The sequence below is a fragment of the Streptomyces sp. RLA131 genome, from assembly GCF_056270125.1.
Window position 1 is genome coordinate 7,333,704 of record NZ_JBWDOQ010000002.1, and the last position, 14,060, is coordinate 7,347,763.

Here is a 14,060-nt window from a genome sequence, read left to right on the forward strand (position 1 = left end):
ACGAGAAGTTTAGCGGATGTTTTACTCGTGAAGAATCTCCGCCGAGGACAGTGACAGCGCGAAGCGGCCCGCCCGGTCCGTCCACCAGTGCCGCAGCCGCAGCCCGGCCGCCGCCAGCTCCGCCCGTACGCCCTCCTCGCGGAACTTCGCGGAGACCTCGGTGCGCATCTCCTCGCCCGGCGCGAAGTCGGCCGCCAGATCGAGCGCGGGGATCTTGACGGTGAGACCCCGGCCGGCCCGCAGCCGCATCTCGATCCACTCCCGGTCCGGGTCCCAGACGGCGACATGGTCGAAGTCGTCCGGGTCGAAGTCCGCGCCCAGCTCGCGGTCGATGACGCTCAGGACGTTCTTGTTGAAGGCGGCCGTCACCCCCTGGGCGTCGTCGTACGCGGCGACCAGGGTGGCCTCGTCCTTCACCAGGTCGGTGCCCAGCAGGAAGGTGTCCCCGGGCGCCATGGCGGCCCGTACGGAGGCCAGGAACGAGGCCCGTTCGGCGGGCAGCAGATTGCCGATGGTGCCCCCGAGAAAGGCCACCAGGCGCGGCCCCGGCGAGGGCGGCAGCTCCAGTCGGCCCTGGAAGTCGGCGACCAGGGCCCGGACGGTCAGCCCGGGACGGTCCGCGAGCAGGGCCGCACCGGCCTGTTCGAGGGCGGACTGACTGACGTCCACCGGGACGTACGTCAGCGACGGGCCCAGGGCGTCGATCAGCAGCCGGGTCTTCTCCGAGGAGCCCGATCCCAGCTCCACCAGGGTGCGGGCGCCGGACACGTCCGCGACGGTCCCGGCACGTTCCTCCAGGATCTCCCGCTCGGCGCGGGTCGGGTAGTACTCGGGCAGCCGGGTGATCTCCTCGAACAGCTCGCTGCCCCGGGCGTCGTAGAACCACTTGGGCGGCAGCTGCTTGGGATCACGGGTCAGGCCGTCCGCCACATCGGCGCGCAGCGCGGCGGCCGTGGCGTCGGCGGGCAGGGTGCGGGTCAGATCGAACGGGCTCACAGGTGCGGCTCCTTGAGCGGGATGAGCAGGACGTCCGCCGGATCACCGGCCAGCAGATGCCGGTCGGGGACCTCGGTCCAGCGGGAGTCGTCGTCGTACGGCTCGGACGCGACGACCAGTGAGCGGCCGGGCTCGGTGAGATACCAGAGCGAGTCGCCCCAGGCGGTGGCGGCGATGGAACGGCCGTCGGTGAGAAGGAAGTTGAGCCGGGAGTCGGGGGTCAGTGCGGCCAGCCGGCCGGTCGTGTCGGCCAGCGCCTCGTCCGGGGTCGCCCCGGCCCGCAGCCGGTGCAGGGCCAGCGCCCAGGCCAGCGCCGAGTCGCAGCGTGCCTCCAGGTCCAGCAGCTCGGCCGCGGGCAGGGTGTCCGCGGCCTCCGCCACCGAGGCGGGCCAGTCACGGATCGCCCCGTTGTGGCTGAACAGCCAGGGTCCGGCCGTGTACGGGGCCGTCGCCGACTCGTCCGCCGCGCAGCCGTCGGTGATGTCCCGGACGGCCCCCAGCACGGCGCCCGAGCGCACGACCCGGGCGACATCGGCGAACGAGCGGTCCGCCCAGACCGGCCCCGCCCGCCGGTACCTGGCCGGCACCGGGTCGCCCGGGGCGTACCAGCCGACGCCGAAGCCGTCCGCGTTGACCGTCCCGTAGCGCTGCCGGCGCGGCGCCCAGGACTGGCGGTACAGCGAGTGCGGCGGCTCGACGAAGACACTGCCCAGCGGCACGGCGGGGCCGAGGTAGGCCAGGTGCCGGCACATCAGGCGGACTCCGGACCCGCGTCGCGGGCGGTCCGGAACCCGGAGAAGATCTGCCGCCGCACGGGATAGTCCCAGTTGCGGAACGTCCCCCGGCAGGCGACCTCGCCGACGGCGAACGAGCCGCCGCGCAGCACCTTGTGGTCCGGCCCGAAGAAGACCTCCGAGTACTCCTTGTACGGGAACGCGGCGAAGCCCGGGTAGGGCAGGAAGTCGCTCGCCGTCCACTCCCACACGTCACCGATCAGCTGCCGCACCCCCAGCGGTGAGGCGCCCTCGGGGTACGAGCCCACCGGCGCCGGGCGCAGATGCCGCTGCCCGAGATTGGCGTGCCCGGGGGTGGGATCGGCGTCCCCCCACGGATAGCGCAGCGAACGGCCGGTGGCCGGGTCGTGGCGGGCCGCCTTCTCCCACTCGGCCTCCGTCGGCAGCCGGCGGCCGGCCCAGCGGGCGTAGGCGTCGGCCTCGTACCAGCTGACGTGCAGCACCGGCTCGTCCGGGGGCACCGGCTCGGTCACGCCGAACCTGCGGCGCAGCCACAGCCCGCCCTCGTGCCGCCAGAACAACGGCGCGCGCAGGCCCTGTTCGCGTACGTACGCCCAGCCCGCCGGATCCCACCACCGGGGGTCGTCGTAGCCGCCGTCCTCGATGAAGCGGGCGTAGTCGGCGTTGGCGACCGGCACCGTGTCGATGAAGTACGCGCCGACCTCGCGCACATGGCCGGGCCGTTCGTTGTCCAGCGCCCACGGCTCCGTCGACGTCCCCATCGTGAACGGGCCGCCGGGGACCAGGACTTCCGCCGGCAGCAGCGCGGCATCGGCGGGCGCCGGCGGCGGGGCGGGCGCGGTGAGCGCGGCCGGGCCGCGCCGCAGCTGATGGGTGATGAGCATGGTCTCGTCGTGCTGCTGCTCGTGCTGGGCGACCATCCCGAAGGCGAAACCGGCGTCGGTGAGCGGCCCGCCGCCCTCCAGCGGACTGCTCTGAAGGATTTCCAGCACCCGGCCGCGTACGTCGGCCGCGTAGCCGTGCGCCTCGGCCGGCGGCAGCAGCGGCAGGTTCGGCCGCTGCGCGCGCGGATGCTCGAAGGCGTCGTAGACCGTGTCGATCTCCGGCCGCAGCGCCTGCCGGCCGCCCACGGTACGGAGCAGCCACTGCTCCTCCTGGTTGCCGATATGGGCCAGGTCCCAGACCAGCGGGGACATCAGGGGGGAGTGCTGAGCGGCGAGTTCGTGGTCGTCGACGCAGGTCGTGAGGGCCCGGGTACGGTCACGGGCGGTCAGCAGGGCATCGAGGGCGCGCCGGCGCAGCGCCTCGGTGTCCACGGCGGGGGCGGTCACGTGGTGCTCTCCTTACGTGCGTACGCGTCGAGCATGTCGTCGGCGGGACATCGGCCCCGCAGTACATAGCGGTCGGTGAACGCCGCCACGGCGGCCCGCACCGCGTCGTCCGCGCCGAGCCGGGGCAGTGCCTCCAGGGCGGCGGAGAAGCAGACGGCGGCCGTCGCCCGCAGCTCGGGGTCGGTGAGCCCGCGGCGGGCGGCCCGCCGCCACAGCGGATTGCGGGGCGCGGCCGCGCCGCCCGCCGTGTCGGCGAGCGGCTTGACGGCCCGGTACGCGATCTCGGCCGCGCCGGGGTCGTCGAACAGGGCCATGGTGACGGCGAGCGGCACGATCCAGCCGTCGTCACCCGACTGCGCGTCGATCATGCGCAGTTCGAGATGGCCGTGCGGGCGCACCGGCGGGAACAGCGTGGTCAGGTGGTAGTCCAGATCGGCCGTACCGGGCCGGCGTGGCTGCCCGGTACGGATCCACTCGCGGAAGGTCAGCCCGGCCGGCGGCACCGCCCAGGGCTGCTCGCGCCCCGGCTCTCCTTGTTGGTCGGGGTCCTGCGGGGTCTGCGCGGTCTGCGAGGTCTGCGGCCGTACGCACAGCACGGGCGCGTCCAGCGCGTGCGCGGCCCACGCCGCACGCGGGTCGGGACCGGCGGGCGGGGCGTCGGTGCGCGCGGCGTCCAGATCCGCCCACACCGCCTGCCGCGTCGAACGCCAGCCCGTCGGCCGGCCCTCCCACAGGGGCGAGTTGGCGAACGCCGCGACCAGGACCGCGCCCAGCAGATGCGCCAGCAGCCACCGTCTGCCGATCCCGAACGGGCCCGGCTCCTCGGTGCCCGCGTCCAGACAGACCTGTACGGAGGCGGAACTGCCCATCATGACGCGGCCGGCGCGCCCGTCCCGGTCGAAATAGGCCTCCATCGCGCGGTACCGCGGATGGTCCAGCAGACGGCGCGGGGGCAGCCACGGGTCCAGGCCGTACCCCTCCAGGCCCAGTCCGTGCTCCCGCAGCAGCCCCCGTACGGCGGTCAGCTCGGCGTCCGTACGCTCCACACACGCGGTGAGCGACTCCGCCGGCAGTGAACTCAGCTCCAGCTGGCCGCCGGGCTCCTGCGTCAGCGCCGACCCCAGGGGCAGGCCCCGCAGCGCCGTCACGGCCCCGGCGAGCCGGCCGGGGTCGACCGGGGCGGTCGGGTCGCGCAGATCGCGCACCAGCCATTCCAGCTCGACACCCACCTTCGCGGGTGGGCCGTTCTTGAAGCAGATGCCGTGGATATGGGCCTCGGCCTCGTCCTCGGTTATCGGTTCCGCCATGATCCGGGTCCTCCTGTTCGCAGGCGGCTTCCGTACCACCTAAGCCGTCCGGCGCCGGGCCCTCAAGAGCGCCTCCTGCCAACAGCGGGGTTGCACGGGGTGACGAATGGGACGTCAGGGTCCCCGTGGGCCGTTGCTCCCAGCCTGCCGCGCGTCGGCCGCCCCCGCATCTCCAGCCGGTCCGGGGGCGTCACCGGCCCGGCCCGACGCGGGGGCGGCCCGTCGCCGCGGCGGCGCGACGCGGGGGCGGCCGTACGGGGGCGGGCGGGCGGCCCCGTCAGCTCCGCGCGCCGCCGACCAGATCGCGTGCGGCCGCCACGATCGCCCCGGCGTCGATGCCCGCCTCGCGGAGCTGCTCCTCGGGCGAGGCGGAGCCCGGCATGGTGTCCACGGCGAGCCGGGTGAGCAGCGGCGGACGGGGGCCGCCGGAGAAGGCTCCGAGTACGGCGTCGGCCAGACCGCCCTCGGGACGGTGGTCCTCCACGGTGACGAAGCGCCCGGTGGCCTCGGCGGCGGCCCGCAGCGTCCCGGCGTCCACCGGCTTGACCGAGTACAGGTCGATCACGCGGGCCGTGATCCCCTCCTCGGCGAGCCGGTCGGCGGCGGTCAGCGCCTCGTGGACGGTGGTGCCCGCGGCCACCACGGTCACCTGGTCCTGGTCGCCGCCGCCCCGCAGCACCTTGCTGCCGCCGACCGGGAAGTCCTCGTCGGGCCCGTAGACCACCGGGCCGGCGCCGCGGCTCGTCCGCAGATAGCGGATGCCGTCCAGGCCGGCGGCGGCCGCGGTCAGCCGGGCCGTCTGGTTGGCGTCGCACGGGGAGAGCACCGTGCTGCCGTGCACGGCACGGAAGGCGGCGAGGTCCTCCAGGCCCATCTGCGACGGGCCGTCCTCGCCGATGGCCACCCCGGCGTGCGAGCCGTTGACCACCAGACCGGCGCCGCTGACCGCGGCCATCCGTACGAAGTCCTGGGCCCGCGCGAGGAAGGCCGCGAAGGTGGAGACGTACGGGATCCAGCCGCGGGCCTGCATGCCCACGGCGGCGGCCACCAGCTGCTGCTCGGCGATGTAGCACTCGAAGAACCGGTCGGGGTGCGCCTTGGCGAAGAACTCGGTCCTGGTGGAGTCGCCGGTCTCGCCGTCCAGGGCCACCACGTCGGGCCGGGCGGTGCCCAGGGCGGCCAGCGCCTCACCGTAGGCGTCGCGGGTGGCGACCTTGTCGCCGAGGTCGTAGCGCGGCAGCTCCACGGAGCCGGTCAGGACGTGGTGCGGGGCCCGTACGTCGGTCGGCGGGTGCACATGCACCGGTACGTTCCGTTCGCCGCCGAGCTCCTCGATCGCCTCCCGTGGGTCGGCCAGCGGCTTGCCGTGCTTGCCCTCGCGGTCCTCGACGGCGGCCACGCCCCGGCCCTTCATGGTGCGGGCGATGATCGCGGTCGGGCGGTCGGAGGTGGCCTGGGCGGCGGCGAAGGCACCGTCGACAGCGGCCACGTCATGGCCGTCGACCTCGACGGTGTGCCAGCCGAACGCCTCGATCCGGCGGGCGTAGGCGCCGGTGTCCCAGCCGTGGCGGGTGGGGCCGCGCTGCCCGAGCCGGTTGACGTCGATCACCGCGGTGAGATGGTCCAGCCGCTCGTGGCCGGCGTGCTCGAACGCCTCCCACATGGAGCCCTCGGCCATCTCGCCGTCCCCGCACAGCACCCACACCCGGTAGGGCGCGCGGTCCAGGTCGCGGGCGGTCAGCGCCAGGCCGACGCCGACGGGCAGCCCCTGGCCCAGCGAGCCGGTGGCCACGTCCACCCACGGCAGCCGGGGCGTGGGATGGCCCTCCAGCCTGCTGCCGAGCCGGCGGAAGGTGAGCAGCTCCTCGTCGGTGACCGCGCCGGCCGCCCGGTACATCGCGTACAGCAGGGGCGAGGCATGGCCCTTGGAGAAGATCAGATGATCATTGCCGGGATGACCGGGCTGCTCGAAGTCGTAGTGCAGGTGGTTCGCCAGCAGGACGGCCATGAGGTCGGCCGCCGACATCGAGGACGTCGGATGCCCCGAGCCCGCCGCGTCCGCCGCCCGTACGGCGTCGACGCGGAGCTGCTGCCCCAGTTCACGCAGTTGGTCGTGTCGCATGTCGCTCCCTCCGGTGAGGGTCGCCTGCCCGAGCCCGCCGCCACGAAACGGCTGCCGCCGTCGGCGCCCGGCGCCCGGCGCTCGGCGCCCGGCGCCCGGCGCCCGGTGGCCGCGTCCGGCGCGGTCAGGGGCCGAGCAGGCCCTCGCGGCCCTGGGCGCGGTAGCGGGCCAGCAGCCCGGTGAGGTCGTCCGGGGTCAGCGGCCGGTAGACGGTGCCGCAGGCCCCGGTGCCCGGCGGCGACCACCACACGGGGTCGGCGCAGCGGAAGCCCTCGCGGCGCAGCAGCACCCGGTGCACCTTGTTGGTGGCGGTCACCGGCATCCGCCGTACGATCCGCAGGAACCGGGGGGCCATCTTCGTCCCCAGGTCCGCCCGGCCGGCCAGGAAGCCGCTGAAGGCGGCCGGGTCGAAGGCCGCGGTGTCGTCCCGCAGCGCGAGGGAGGCCATGACCTGGTCGCCCGAGACCGGGTCGGGCACCGCGTGCACGGCGACGGCGGCGGCCGGGGGGAAGGCGGCGAGGATGTTCTCGATGAGCGCGGCGGCCAGGTTCTCGCCGTCGACCCGGATCCTGTCGTCCGAGCGCCCGGCGAAGTGGAAGTACCCCTCGGTGTCCCGGAAGAACAGATCGCCGGTCCAGTACCAGCCGCGCCGGGTGCGTTCCGCGACGGCCGGGTCGTTCTTCCAGTAGCCCTCGAAGTGGCCGTGGCCCCGGTTGACCAGCTCGCCGATCGCCTCGTGGCCGTTGAGGAGGCGCCCGGTGCCGTCCAGCACGGCCGGTGGCCGCTCCCGGCCGCTCGCCGGGTCCACGACGGCCAGGTCCGCGCCGGGGGCGGCGCGCCCCACCGCCCCCGGGGGTGTGCCGGGGGAGTGCTGTATCGCCGCGCCGCCCTCGGAGGATCCGTAACCCTCGGTGAGCGGCACCCCGAAGCGGGCCGCGAAGCGGGTGGCGTCCACCGTGCCCGCCTCGGTGCCGAAGCCCTGGCGCAGGGGGTGGTCGCGGTCGTCGGGCCGTTCGGGGGTGGCGAGCAGGTACTGCACGGCGCGTCCCACGTAGGTGAAGTACGTGGCCCCGTAGGCCCGTACGTCGGGCAGGAAGCGCGAGGCGGAGAATGTCCGGCGCAGCGCCACCGCCCCGCCGCCGGCCAGCGCCGGGGCCCAGTTGGCCATCACGGCGTTGCCGTGGAAGAGCGGCATGCAGATGTAGTGCACGTCGTCCGGGCCGAGGCCGAAGCGCGCCGCCAGCGACTGTCCGGCGCCGGCGAGCCGGCCCTGCGAGCAGACCACCGCCTTGGGCGCGCCGGTCGAGCCGGAGGTGAAGTACAGCAGCAGCCGGGTACGGGGGCCGGGGCCGGGGCGGCCGCCGCTGCCGGGCGGGGGCGGCCCGGCCCCGGCGTACGGTGCCAGCAGCTCCCCGTACGCCGGATCGTCCACGACCAGCAGCCGTTCGGGGGCCAGGCCCAGGGAGAGGTTGGCCAGCAGCGGCAGATACGCCCGCTCGGTGACCAGCACCGCGCACTCGGTGTGCGTGATGTCGCGGGCGAGTTCCGGGCCGCGCCGGGTGGGGTTGACGCCGACGACGGTGGCCCCGGTCAGGGCCGCCGCGCCCAGCCAGAGCGGGTACTCCGGCACATTGCCCAGCAGCAGCCCCACATGGGGCTCGCGTCCGGCCGGCAGCAGATCGGCCAGGAGCGCGGAACGGGCGGCCGCTTCCGCGGTCGCCCGGTGGTGGCTGAGGACGTGACTGCCGTACTTCAGGCCGGGGCGGTCGTCGCCCCACCGCGCCCGCACCAGCTCCGCGACGGTCTCCATGCCGACGTACGGTAGTTGACGCACCGTCAGATGTCAGCGGGGTGGTGGGCCCGGGTGGTTCAGGACTGCTGCGAGGCCTCGCTGACCGAGGTGCGCACCTCGTCCATGTCCAGGGCGCGGGCCTGCTCGATCACGCTCTCCAGCGCCTGCTCGGGCAGCGCCCCCGGCTGGGCGAAGACCGCGATGCGGTCGCGCACGACCATCAGGGTCGGGATGGACTGGATCTCGAAGGCGGCGGCCAGCTCCGGCTGGGCCTCGGTGTCGACCTTCGCGAAGACCAGGTCCCCGTGGCGCTGCGACGCGGCGTCGTAGACCGGGGCGAACATCCGGCACGGACCGCACCAGGAAGCCCAGAAGTCGATCAGTACGAAGTCGTTGCCCGACACGACCTCGTCGAAGTTGTCCTTGGTGAGCTCAACGGTGCTCATGCGTCGCTTACCTGCTTCCGGTTGTGCCGGTCGGATACTCACTGGCGGGAACGAAAGCCACCGGCCGGCTATTCCGCCGTGTCCAGCCGCGCGCCCGTCAGGGGGCACGCCGGGGAGCACGGTCAGGGGACCACCGTCACCGGCCAGCGGCCGGCCTTGACCAGGCGGACGGCGACGGAGCCGATGATGCGGTGGCCGGCCTGCTCGGAGGCGCCGACCACGACGGCGTCGGCCTTGAGCTCGTCGGCGGCCCTGGCGAGGCCGTTGAAGGGGTCGCCGGGGAAGGTGTGGAACTCCCAGCGCAGCTGGAAGACCCCTTCGAGCCGGGCGGTGGCGCGGCGGATCTCGGCGATCAGCTGGTCCGCGATCTCGCTGGTCGCCTCCGCGACCGGAGCGCCGAACGCCGCGCCCGCGATGATCAGCGGCTGGACGTAGACGATCGCCAGCAGTGCCCGCTGGCGGCGGGCCAGCCCCGCGGCGTAGGCCACCGCCCGCCAGGACGAGTCGGAGCCGTCGACGCCGGTCACGATCACCTTCGGGCCGTCCGTGCCCCGCTCGAACGGCGCCGGGTCCCGTTGCCTGTCGCTGTGCATGCCGCTTCGATCCTCCACGTTCCGAGGCTATCGCGGGAGCTCCGCGCGCCGGTCAGTGCCGGCGTGCCTGCCGCGCCCGCCGCACCGGTCGCCCGGATTCCACCGGTTCGGCCAGGTGGGTTCCCACCAGCCGCACCAGGGCCGAGGTGAAGGCCTCCCGCTCATCCGGCGGCAGCGCGCCGAGCACGTCGCCGTGTACGTGGGCGGTGATCTCCTGGCCCGCCGCCACGGCCGTGCGGCCCTCCTCGGTGACGCGGATGATCCGCGCCCGGCGGTCGGTGGGCGAGGGCACCCGCTCGGCCAGACCGGCCTTCTCCAGTTCGTCCACGGTCACCACCATCGTGGTCTTGTCCAGCCGGGACCGCTCCGCCACCTGGGCCTGTGTCAGTTCGCCGGGCAGCGCGTGCAGCAGCACGCGGAAACCGCGCGGTGAGAGGTCCAGGTCACCCAGCGCCGCCGTCGTACGGGTGGTCAGCACATGCGCGGCGTGCTGCAGCAGGCCGGTGAGGTCCGGTGGGGTCGTCATGGGATCGAGCCTAACAAAACGGTTTTGCACCGGACTGTTTGTGAACGGGACGACTTCATCATGTGCCGCGCCAGGACGTGCCCAGGTGCCGCCGGCCGCCGGCCGCCGGCCACCGACCCCGACGCGAAAATCGTCAGGTCCATCGCTGCGCACCCGGGCCTGTCCGAAGCACGGTTGCGCGCCATGGTCGACCGGCACGGAGCCCGGGTCGTCGCCAGGGTGGCGGCCAACCCCGACGCGACTCCGCCGCTGCCGGAGTCCGCCCGTGTTTGCATGATCATGCATAGTGGTGCATAGTCTTGCTATGTCCAAGGTCCTCACCTCCCTCCCTGCCGGCGAGCGCGTCGGCATTGCCTTCTCCGGCGGGCTCGACACCTCTGTCGCCGTCGCCTGGATGCGCGACAAGGGCGCCGTCCCGTGCACCTACACCGCCGACATCGGTCAGTACGACGAGCCCGACATCGCGTCCGTGCCCGGCCGCGCCTCCGCGTACGGCGCCGAGATCACCCGGCTCGTCGACTGCCGCGCCGCGCTGGTCGAGGAAGGGCTCGCGGCGCTCGCGTGCGGCGCGTTCCACATCAGGTCGGGCGGACGCCCGTACTTCAACACCACACCGCTGGGGCGTGCCGTGACCGGCACGCTGCTGGTGCGGGCGATGCTTGAGGACGGGGTGCAGATCTGGGGTGACGGCTCCACGTTCAAGGGCAACGACATCGAGCGGTTCTACCGGTACGGGCTGCTCGCCAACCCGCACCTGCGGATCTACAAGCCCTGGCTGGACGCGGACTTCGTCACGGAGCTCGGCGGCCGCAAGGAGATGTCGGAGTGGCTGGTCGCGCACGAGCTGCCGTACCGGGACTCCACCGAGAAGGCGTACTCCACGGACGCCAACATCTGGGGCGCCACCCACGAGGCCAAGACCCTTGAGCACCTCGACACCGGTATCGAGACGGTCGACCCGATCATGGGTGTGCGGTTCTGGGACCCGTCGGTGGAGATCGCGACGGAGGACGTGACGGTCGGCTTCGACCAGGGCCGCCCGGTCACCGTCAACGGCAAGGAGTTCGCCTCCGCGGTCGACCTCGTCATGGAGGCCAACGCGATCGGTGGCCGGCACGGTCTGGGCATGTCCGACCAGATCGAGAACCGGATCATCGAGGCCAAGAGCCGCGGCATCTACGAGGCGCCCGGCATGGCGCTGCTGCACATCGCCTACGAGCGCCTGGTCAACGCGATCCACAACGAGGACACCGTGGCCGCGTACCACAACGAGGGCCGGCGCCTCGGCCGGCTGCTCTACGAGGGCCGCTGGCTGGACCCGCAGGCGCTGATGGTCCGCGAGTCGCTGCAGCGCTGGGTCGGCGCGGCGATCACCGGGGAGGTGACCGTGCGGCTGCGGCGCGGCGAGGACTACTCGGTCCTCGACACCCGGGGCCCGGCGCTCAGCTACCACCCGGACAAGCTCTCCATGGAGCGGACCGAGGACTCGGCCTTCGGCCCGGTGGACCGGATCGGCCAGCTCACCATGCGGAACCTGGACATCGCGGACTCGCGGGCCCGGCTGGAGCAGTATGTGGGGCTCGGCCTGCTCGGCACCGCCCACCCGGCGCCGATCGGCGCCGCGCAGGCGGCCTCGACCGGTCTGATCGGCGCGATGGACACGGGCGGCGCGGAGGCGATCGCCTCGCGCGGCGAGGGGACGGCCGAGGAGACGATGCTGGACCGGGCGGCGATGGAGTCCGGCACGGACTGAGGCTCCGAGACCGGTCACCGGTCGCGCACACCCGGGCAGCGGGCCCCGGCGGATTCGTTTCCGCCGGGGCCCGCTGCCGCGGGCCGCGCCCAGCGGCGCCACCGGCTGTCGGGTCCCGGCCTGGGCCGCCGCGACCTCCTGGCACTCCGACCGGGTTGCCGACGAGCACCGCGACCGGGCCGCCGGTACCGGACCGTCGGTCAGCAGGGCCTGGCCGGGCGGTCGGAGCGTTCGTGAGGGGCGGCGCAGGTGAGCCGCCCGCGTACGCCCCGCCCCGGCGCGGCCCCCCGCCGCTACACCGTCGGGTACGTCAGCCCGTGACCCAGGGGGAACAGCGGGTCAGCACTCTCCTGCGGGACGTCGGGGCGGCCGGCCTCGACCTCGGCCATGGAGCGCGGGAGCTGGAAGGGCAGCCGGCCCTCCGGACGGGCGCCGCCGAACAGGACGTCGAACAGCGGGCCGTCCCCGGTGCCGTAGACGGCCACCAGCGCCGCCGCGCGTTCGGCGATCTCGGGGATGACCGCCGGGCGTTCCAGGTGGATCGCCACCACGGTCGGGACGGTGCCGAGCAGCGCGAGGATCTCCTTCAGCCGCCCGGGCGCGAAGTCCAGCCGCCCCGCGTGGAAGTGCGCCTCGAACCCGCCGGGACGCGGCTCGTACGGGGTGCCGAGCCGCAGCACCGCCAGGTCGGCCGCCGCCGGGTCGGCCGCCGCCGGGTCGGCCGCCGCCGGGTCGGCCGCCGCCGGGTCGGTGACCACGTCGGCGTACCCGGCGATCCGTTCCGGGGCCACGCCCTCCAGGTACAGCCGGGGCCGGGCGGCCAGCGGCAGCCGCCCGCCGGCATCGGTCAGAACGGTGACCGAGCGGCGCTCGTCCTGGAGGCCACCCGCGAGCTGACCGTCTACAACCTGGCCCGCCCGGGGCTGCTCCAGCTCTTCATCAAGCTCTCCGCCGAGGCCGGGAACCCCGACCACCCCGCCCACGAGTACTTCGTCCGGCGCTACCGCGAGGCCGCGGAGATGATGTCGGAGGTGCTCTCGGCCGCGGTCGCCTCGGGGGAGATCCGGCCGGACACCGATGTGCGCGAGGTGGCCCGGGAACTGCTGGCGGTCTCCGACGGCCTCCAGGTGCAGTGGGCCCTGGCCGACGGCCCCTTCGACCTGCCCGGCGCCCTCGACTCCTACCTCGCCCGGCTGTCGCGGGCCCTGGCGGCGGGCTGACGGCGCGCCGGTCGCCCCGGCGGCGGCGGTCCGGGATCGGTGAGGGCGCCGGGACCCCGCGGTGCCACGGCCCCCGCCGTGATCCTCAACTCCTCCGGGGCGGGGGCCGGGCCGCCCCGCCCGCGGGTCACCACCGGCTGACCGGCGGCGGCCTCAGAGCACCCGCCGGCGCACCAGCGCCGCCAGCACCAGCACCCCGGGCAGCAGCGGCAGCCAGACGGTGACGATGCGGTACGCGAGCACCGCCGAGGTGGCGGCGACCGCCGTCGCCCCGGCCGTCACCAGGGCCAGCCCCAGCGCCACGTCCAGCGAACCCAGACCGCCCGGTGTCGGCAGCAACGCCGCAGCCGCGCTGCCCGCCAGATAGGCCACCGCGACATGGGCGGCCGGCACCGGCGCGTGCAGCGCCCGTACGACCGCCATCAGTACCGTGGCGTGCATGACGGGGAAGGCCACCGAGCCCGCCCACAGCGCCGCCGCCCGGGCCGACCGGCCGTGCACGGCCCGTACGTCGGTCGCCACGGTGCCCAGGAAGGAGCGCAGCGCGGTCCGTACCCGCCGGACCCCGACGAGTCCCGCCACCACCGCGCACACCAGCACGGCGCCGCCGATGACCAGCGAGTCGTCGGGCCGGCCGTGCACCACCCGGTCCGGGGCGAGCGCGTGCGGGAAGGCCACCAGCAGCGCCAGCAGCAGGGCCACCCGCACCACGGCGGCGGCCAGCGCGCGCACCGTGAGCGCGGCGGCCGACCGGCTGGGGGACAGCCCGCAGCGCACCAGGAACCGCAGGTTGACGGCGTTCCCGCCGACGCCCGCCGGGAGGATGTGGTTGGCCGCCGACGCGGCGAACTGCGTCGCCAGCAACCGTCCGCGCGGCAGTCGCTCCAGTACGGCGCCCTGCTGGGCGGCGGCCGCGCAGACCCAGGTCAGTACCGCCGCGCCGGCCGCGGTCAGCAGCCACGCGCGGTCGGCGGAGCCCAGTTGGTCGGTGCCGGAGTCCACCATCGGCCACTGCCGGAAGGCGAGTGCGGCGAACAGCAGCAAAGGGGCCACCGCGCATATCCGGCGCACCGGGAGCCGACGCCACATAGGTTTCCGCCTTCGGGTCCGCGCGGTCGCCCGCGCCGCCGCGAGTCGCTCCCCACCGCAAGTCCCGGCTCCAGCACTACACACGACCATACGGGCGCCGGGCCACCGCCGCTCAATCGTCCCCGGCGCC

The 14,060-nt window shown here is 74.5% G+C and carries 13 protein-coding genes; 2 read left to right on the plus strand and 11 right to left on the minus strand.

The window, feature by feature from the left end; translation table 11 throughout:
• Window positions 1-21 precede the first annotated feature (21 nt).
• From egtD to RWE79_RS34215, 9 genes are all read right to left on the minus strand, one after another.
• Window positions 22-996, minus strand: a complete 975-nt coding sequence (gene egtD / locus RWE79_RS34175; protein ID WP_475943952.1) for an L-histidine N(alpha)-methyltransferase — start codon at window positions 994-996, stop codon at window positions 22-24.
• Complete coding sequence (gene egtC / locus RWE79_RS34180) at window positions 993-1,748, minus strand: ergothioneine biosynthesis protein EgtC (RefSeq protein WP_475943953.1); 756 nt, start codon at window positions 1,746-1,748, stop codon at window positions 993-995. Before egtC ends, egtD begins: the two co-directional genes overlap by 4 nt.
• A complete protein-coding gene (gene egtB / locus RWE79_RS34185; RefSeq protein WP_475943954.1) occupies window positions 1,748-3,082 on the minus strand; it encodes an ergothioneine biosynthesis protein EgtB in 1,335 nt (444 codons plus the stop codon). The genes egtC and egtB overlap by 1 nt, the downstream gene beginning before the upstream one ends.
• On the minus strand, window positions 3,079-4,389 hold the full coding sequence (gene egtA / locus RWE79_RS34190; RefSeq protein ID WP_475943955.1) for an ergothioneine biosynthesis glutamate--cysteine ligase EgtA: 1,311 nt from the start codon (window positions 4,387-4,389) through the stop codon (window positions 3,079-3,081). The genes egtB and egtA overlap by 4 nt, the downstream gene beginning before the upstream one ends.
• Before the next feature lie 277 nt (window positions 4,390-4,666).
• Entirely contained in the window at window positions 4,667-6,511 is a 1,845-nt protein-coding gene (locus RWE79_RS34195; RefSeq protein WP_475943956.1) for a transketolase, read from the minus strand.
• A 124-nt stretch (window positions 6,512-6,635) separates the two neighbouring features.
• Entirely contained in the window at window positions 6,636-8,321 is a 1,686-nt protein-coding gene (locus RWE79_RS34200; protein ID WP_475943957.1) for an AMP-binding protein, read from the minus strand.
• 59 nt (window positions 8,322-8,380) lie between these two features.
• A complete protein-coding gene (gene trxA, locus RWE79_RS34205; protein WP_475943958.1) occupies window positions 8,381-8,749 on the minus strand; it encodes a thioredoxin in 369 nt (122 codons plus the stop codon).
• Window positions 8,750-8,871: 122 nt separating this feature from the next.
• Window positions 8,872-9,342 (minus strand): universal stress protein, encoded by a 471-nt coding sequence (locus RWE79_RS34210; RefSeq protein ID WP_475946278.1) that lies wholly within the window; start codon window positions 9,340-9,342, stop codon window positions 8,872-8,874.
• 52 nt (window positions 9,343-9,394) lie between these two features.
• Window positions 9,395-9,868 carry a MarR family winged helix-turn-helix transcriptional regulator gene (locus RWE79_RS34215; RefSeq protein WP_475943959.1) on the minus strand — a complete coding sequence of 158 codons (474 nt, stop codon included), beginning with the start codon at window positions 9,866-9,868 and terminating at the stop codon, window positions 9,395-9,397.
• Between the two features lie 304 nt (window positions 9,869-10,172).
• On the opposite strand from RWE79_RS34215, the gene argG reads away from it, so the two are divergent.
• On the plus strand, window positions 10,173-11,621 hold the full coding sequence (gene argG / locus RWE79_RS34220; protein WP_475943960.1) for an argininosuccinate synthase: 1,449 nt from the start codon (window positions 10,173-10,175) through the stop codon (window positions 11,619-11,621).
• 293 nt (window positions 11,622-11,914) lie between these two features.
• On the opposite strand, the gene RWE79_RS34225 is transcribed toward argG, so the two are convergent.
• Window positions 11,915-12,604: a glycoside hydrolase family 3 C-terminal domain-containing protein gene (locus RWE79_RS34225; RefSeq protein ID WP_475946281.1), complete on the minus strand. Its 690-nt coding sequence runs from the start codon at window positions 12,602-12,604 to the stop codon at window positions 11,915-11,917.
• Here RWE79_RS34225 and RWE79_RS34230 point away from each other — a divergent pair.
• Window positions 12,560-12,841, plus strand: coding sequence for a TetR family transcriptional regulator C-terminal domain-containing protein (locus tag RWE79_RS34230; RefSeq protein ID WP_475946283.1), 282 nt, complete (start codon window positions 12,560-12,562; stop codon window positions 12,839-12,841). The genes RWE79_RS34225 and RWE79_RS34230 overlap by 45 nt on opposite strands.
• A gap of 153 nt (window positions 12,842-12,994) precedes the next feature.
• On the opposite strand, the gene RWE79_RS34235 is transcribed toward RWE79_RS34230, so the two are convergent.
• Window positions 12,995-13,930, minus strand: a complete 936-nt coding sequence (locus tag RWE79_RS34235; protein WP_475943961.1) for a lysylphosphatidylglycerol synthase transmembrane domain-containing protein — start codon at window positions 13,928-13,930, stop codon at window positions 12,995-12,997.
• Window positions 13,931-14,060 lie beyond the last annotated feature (130 nt).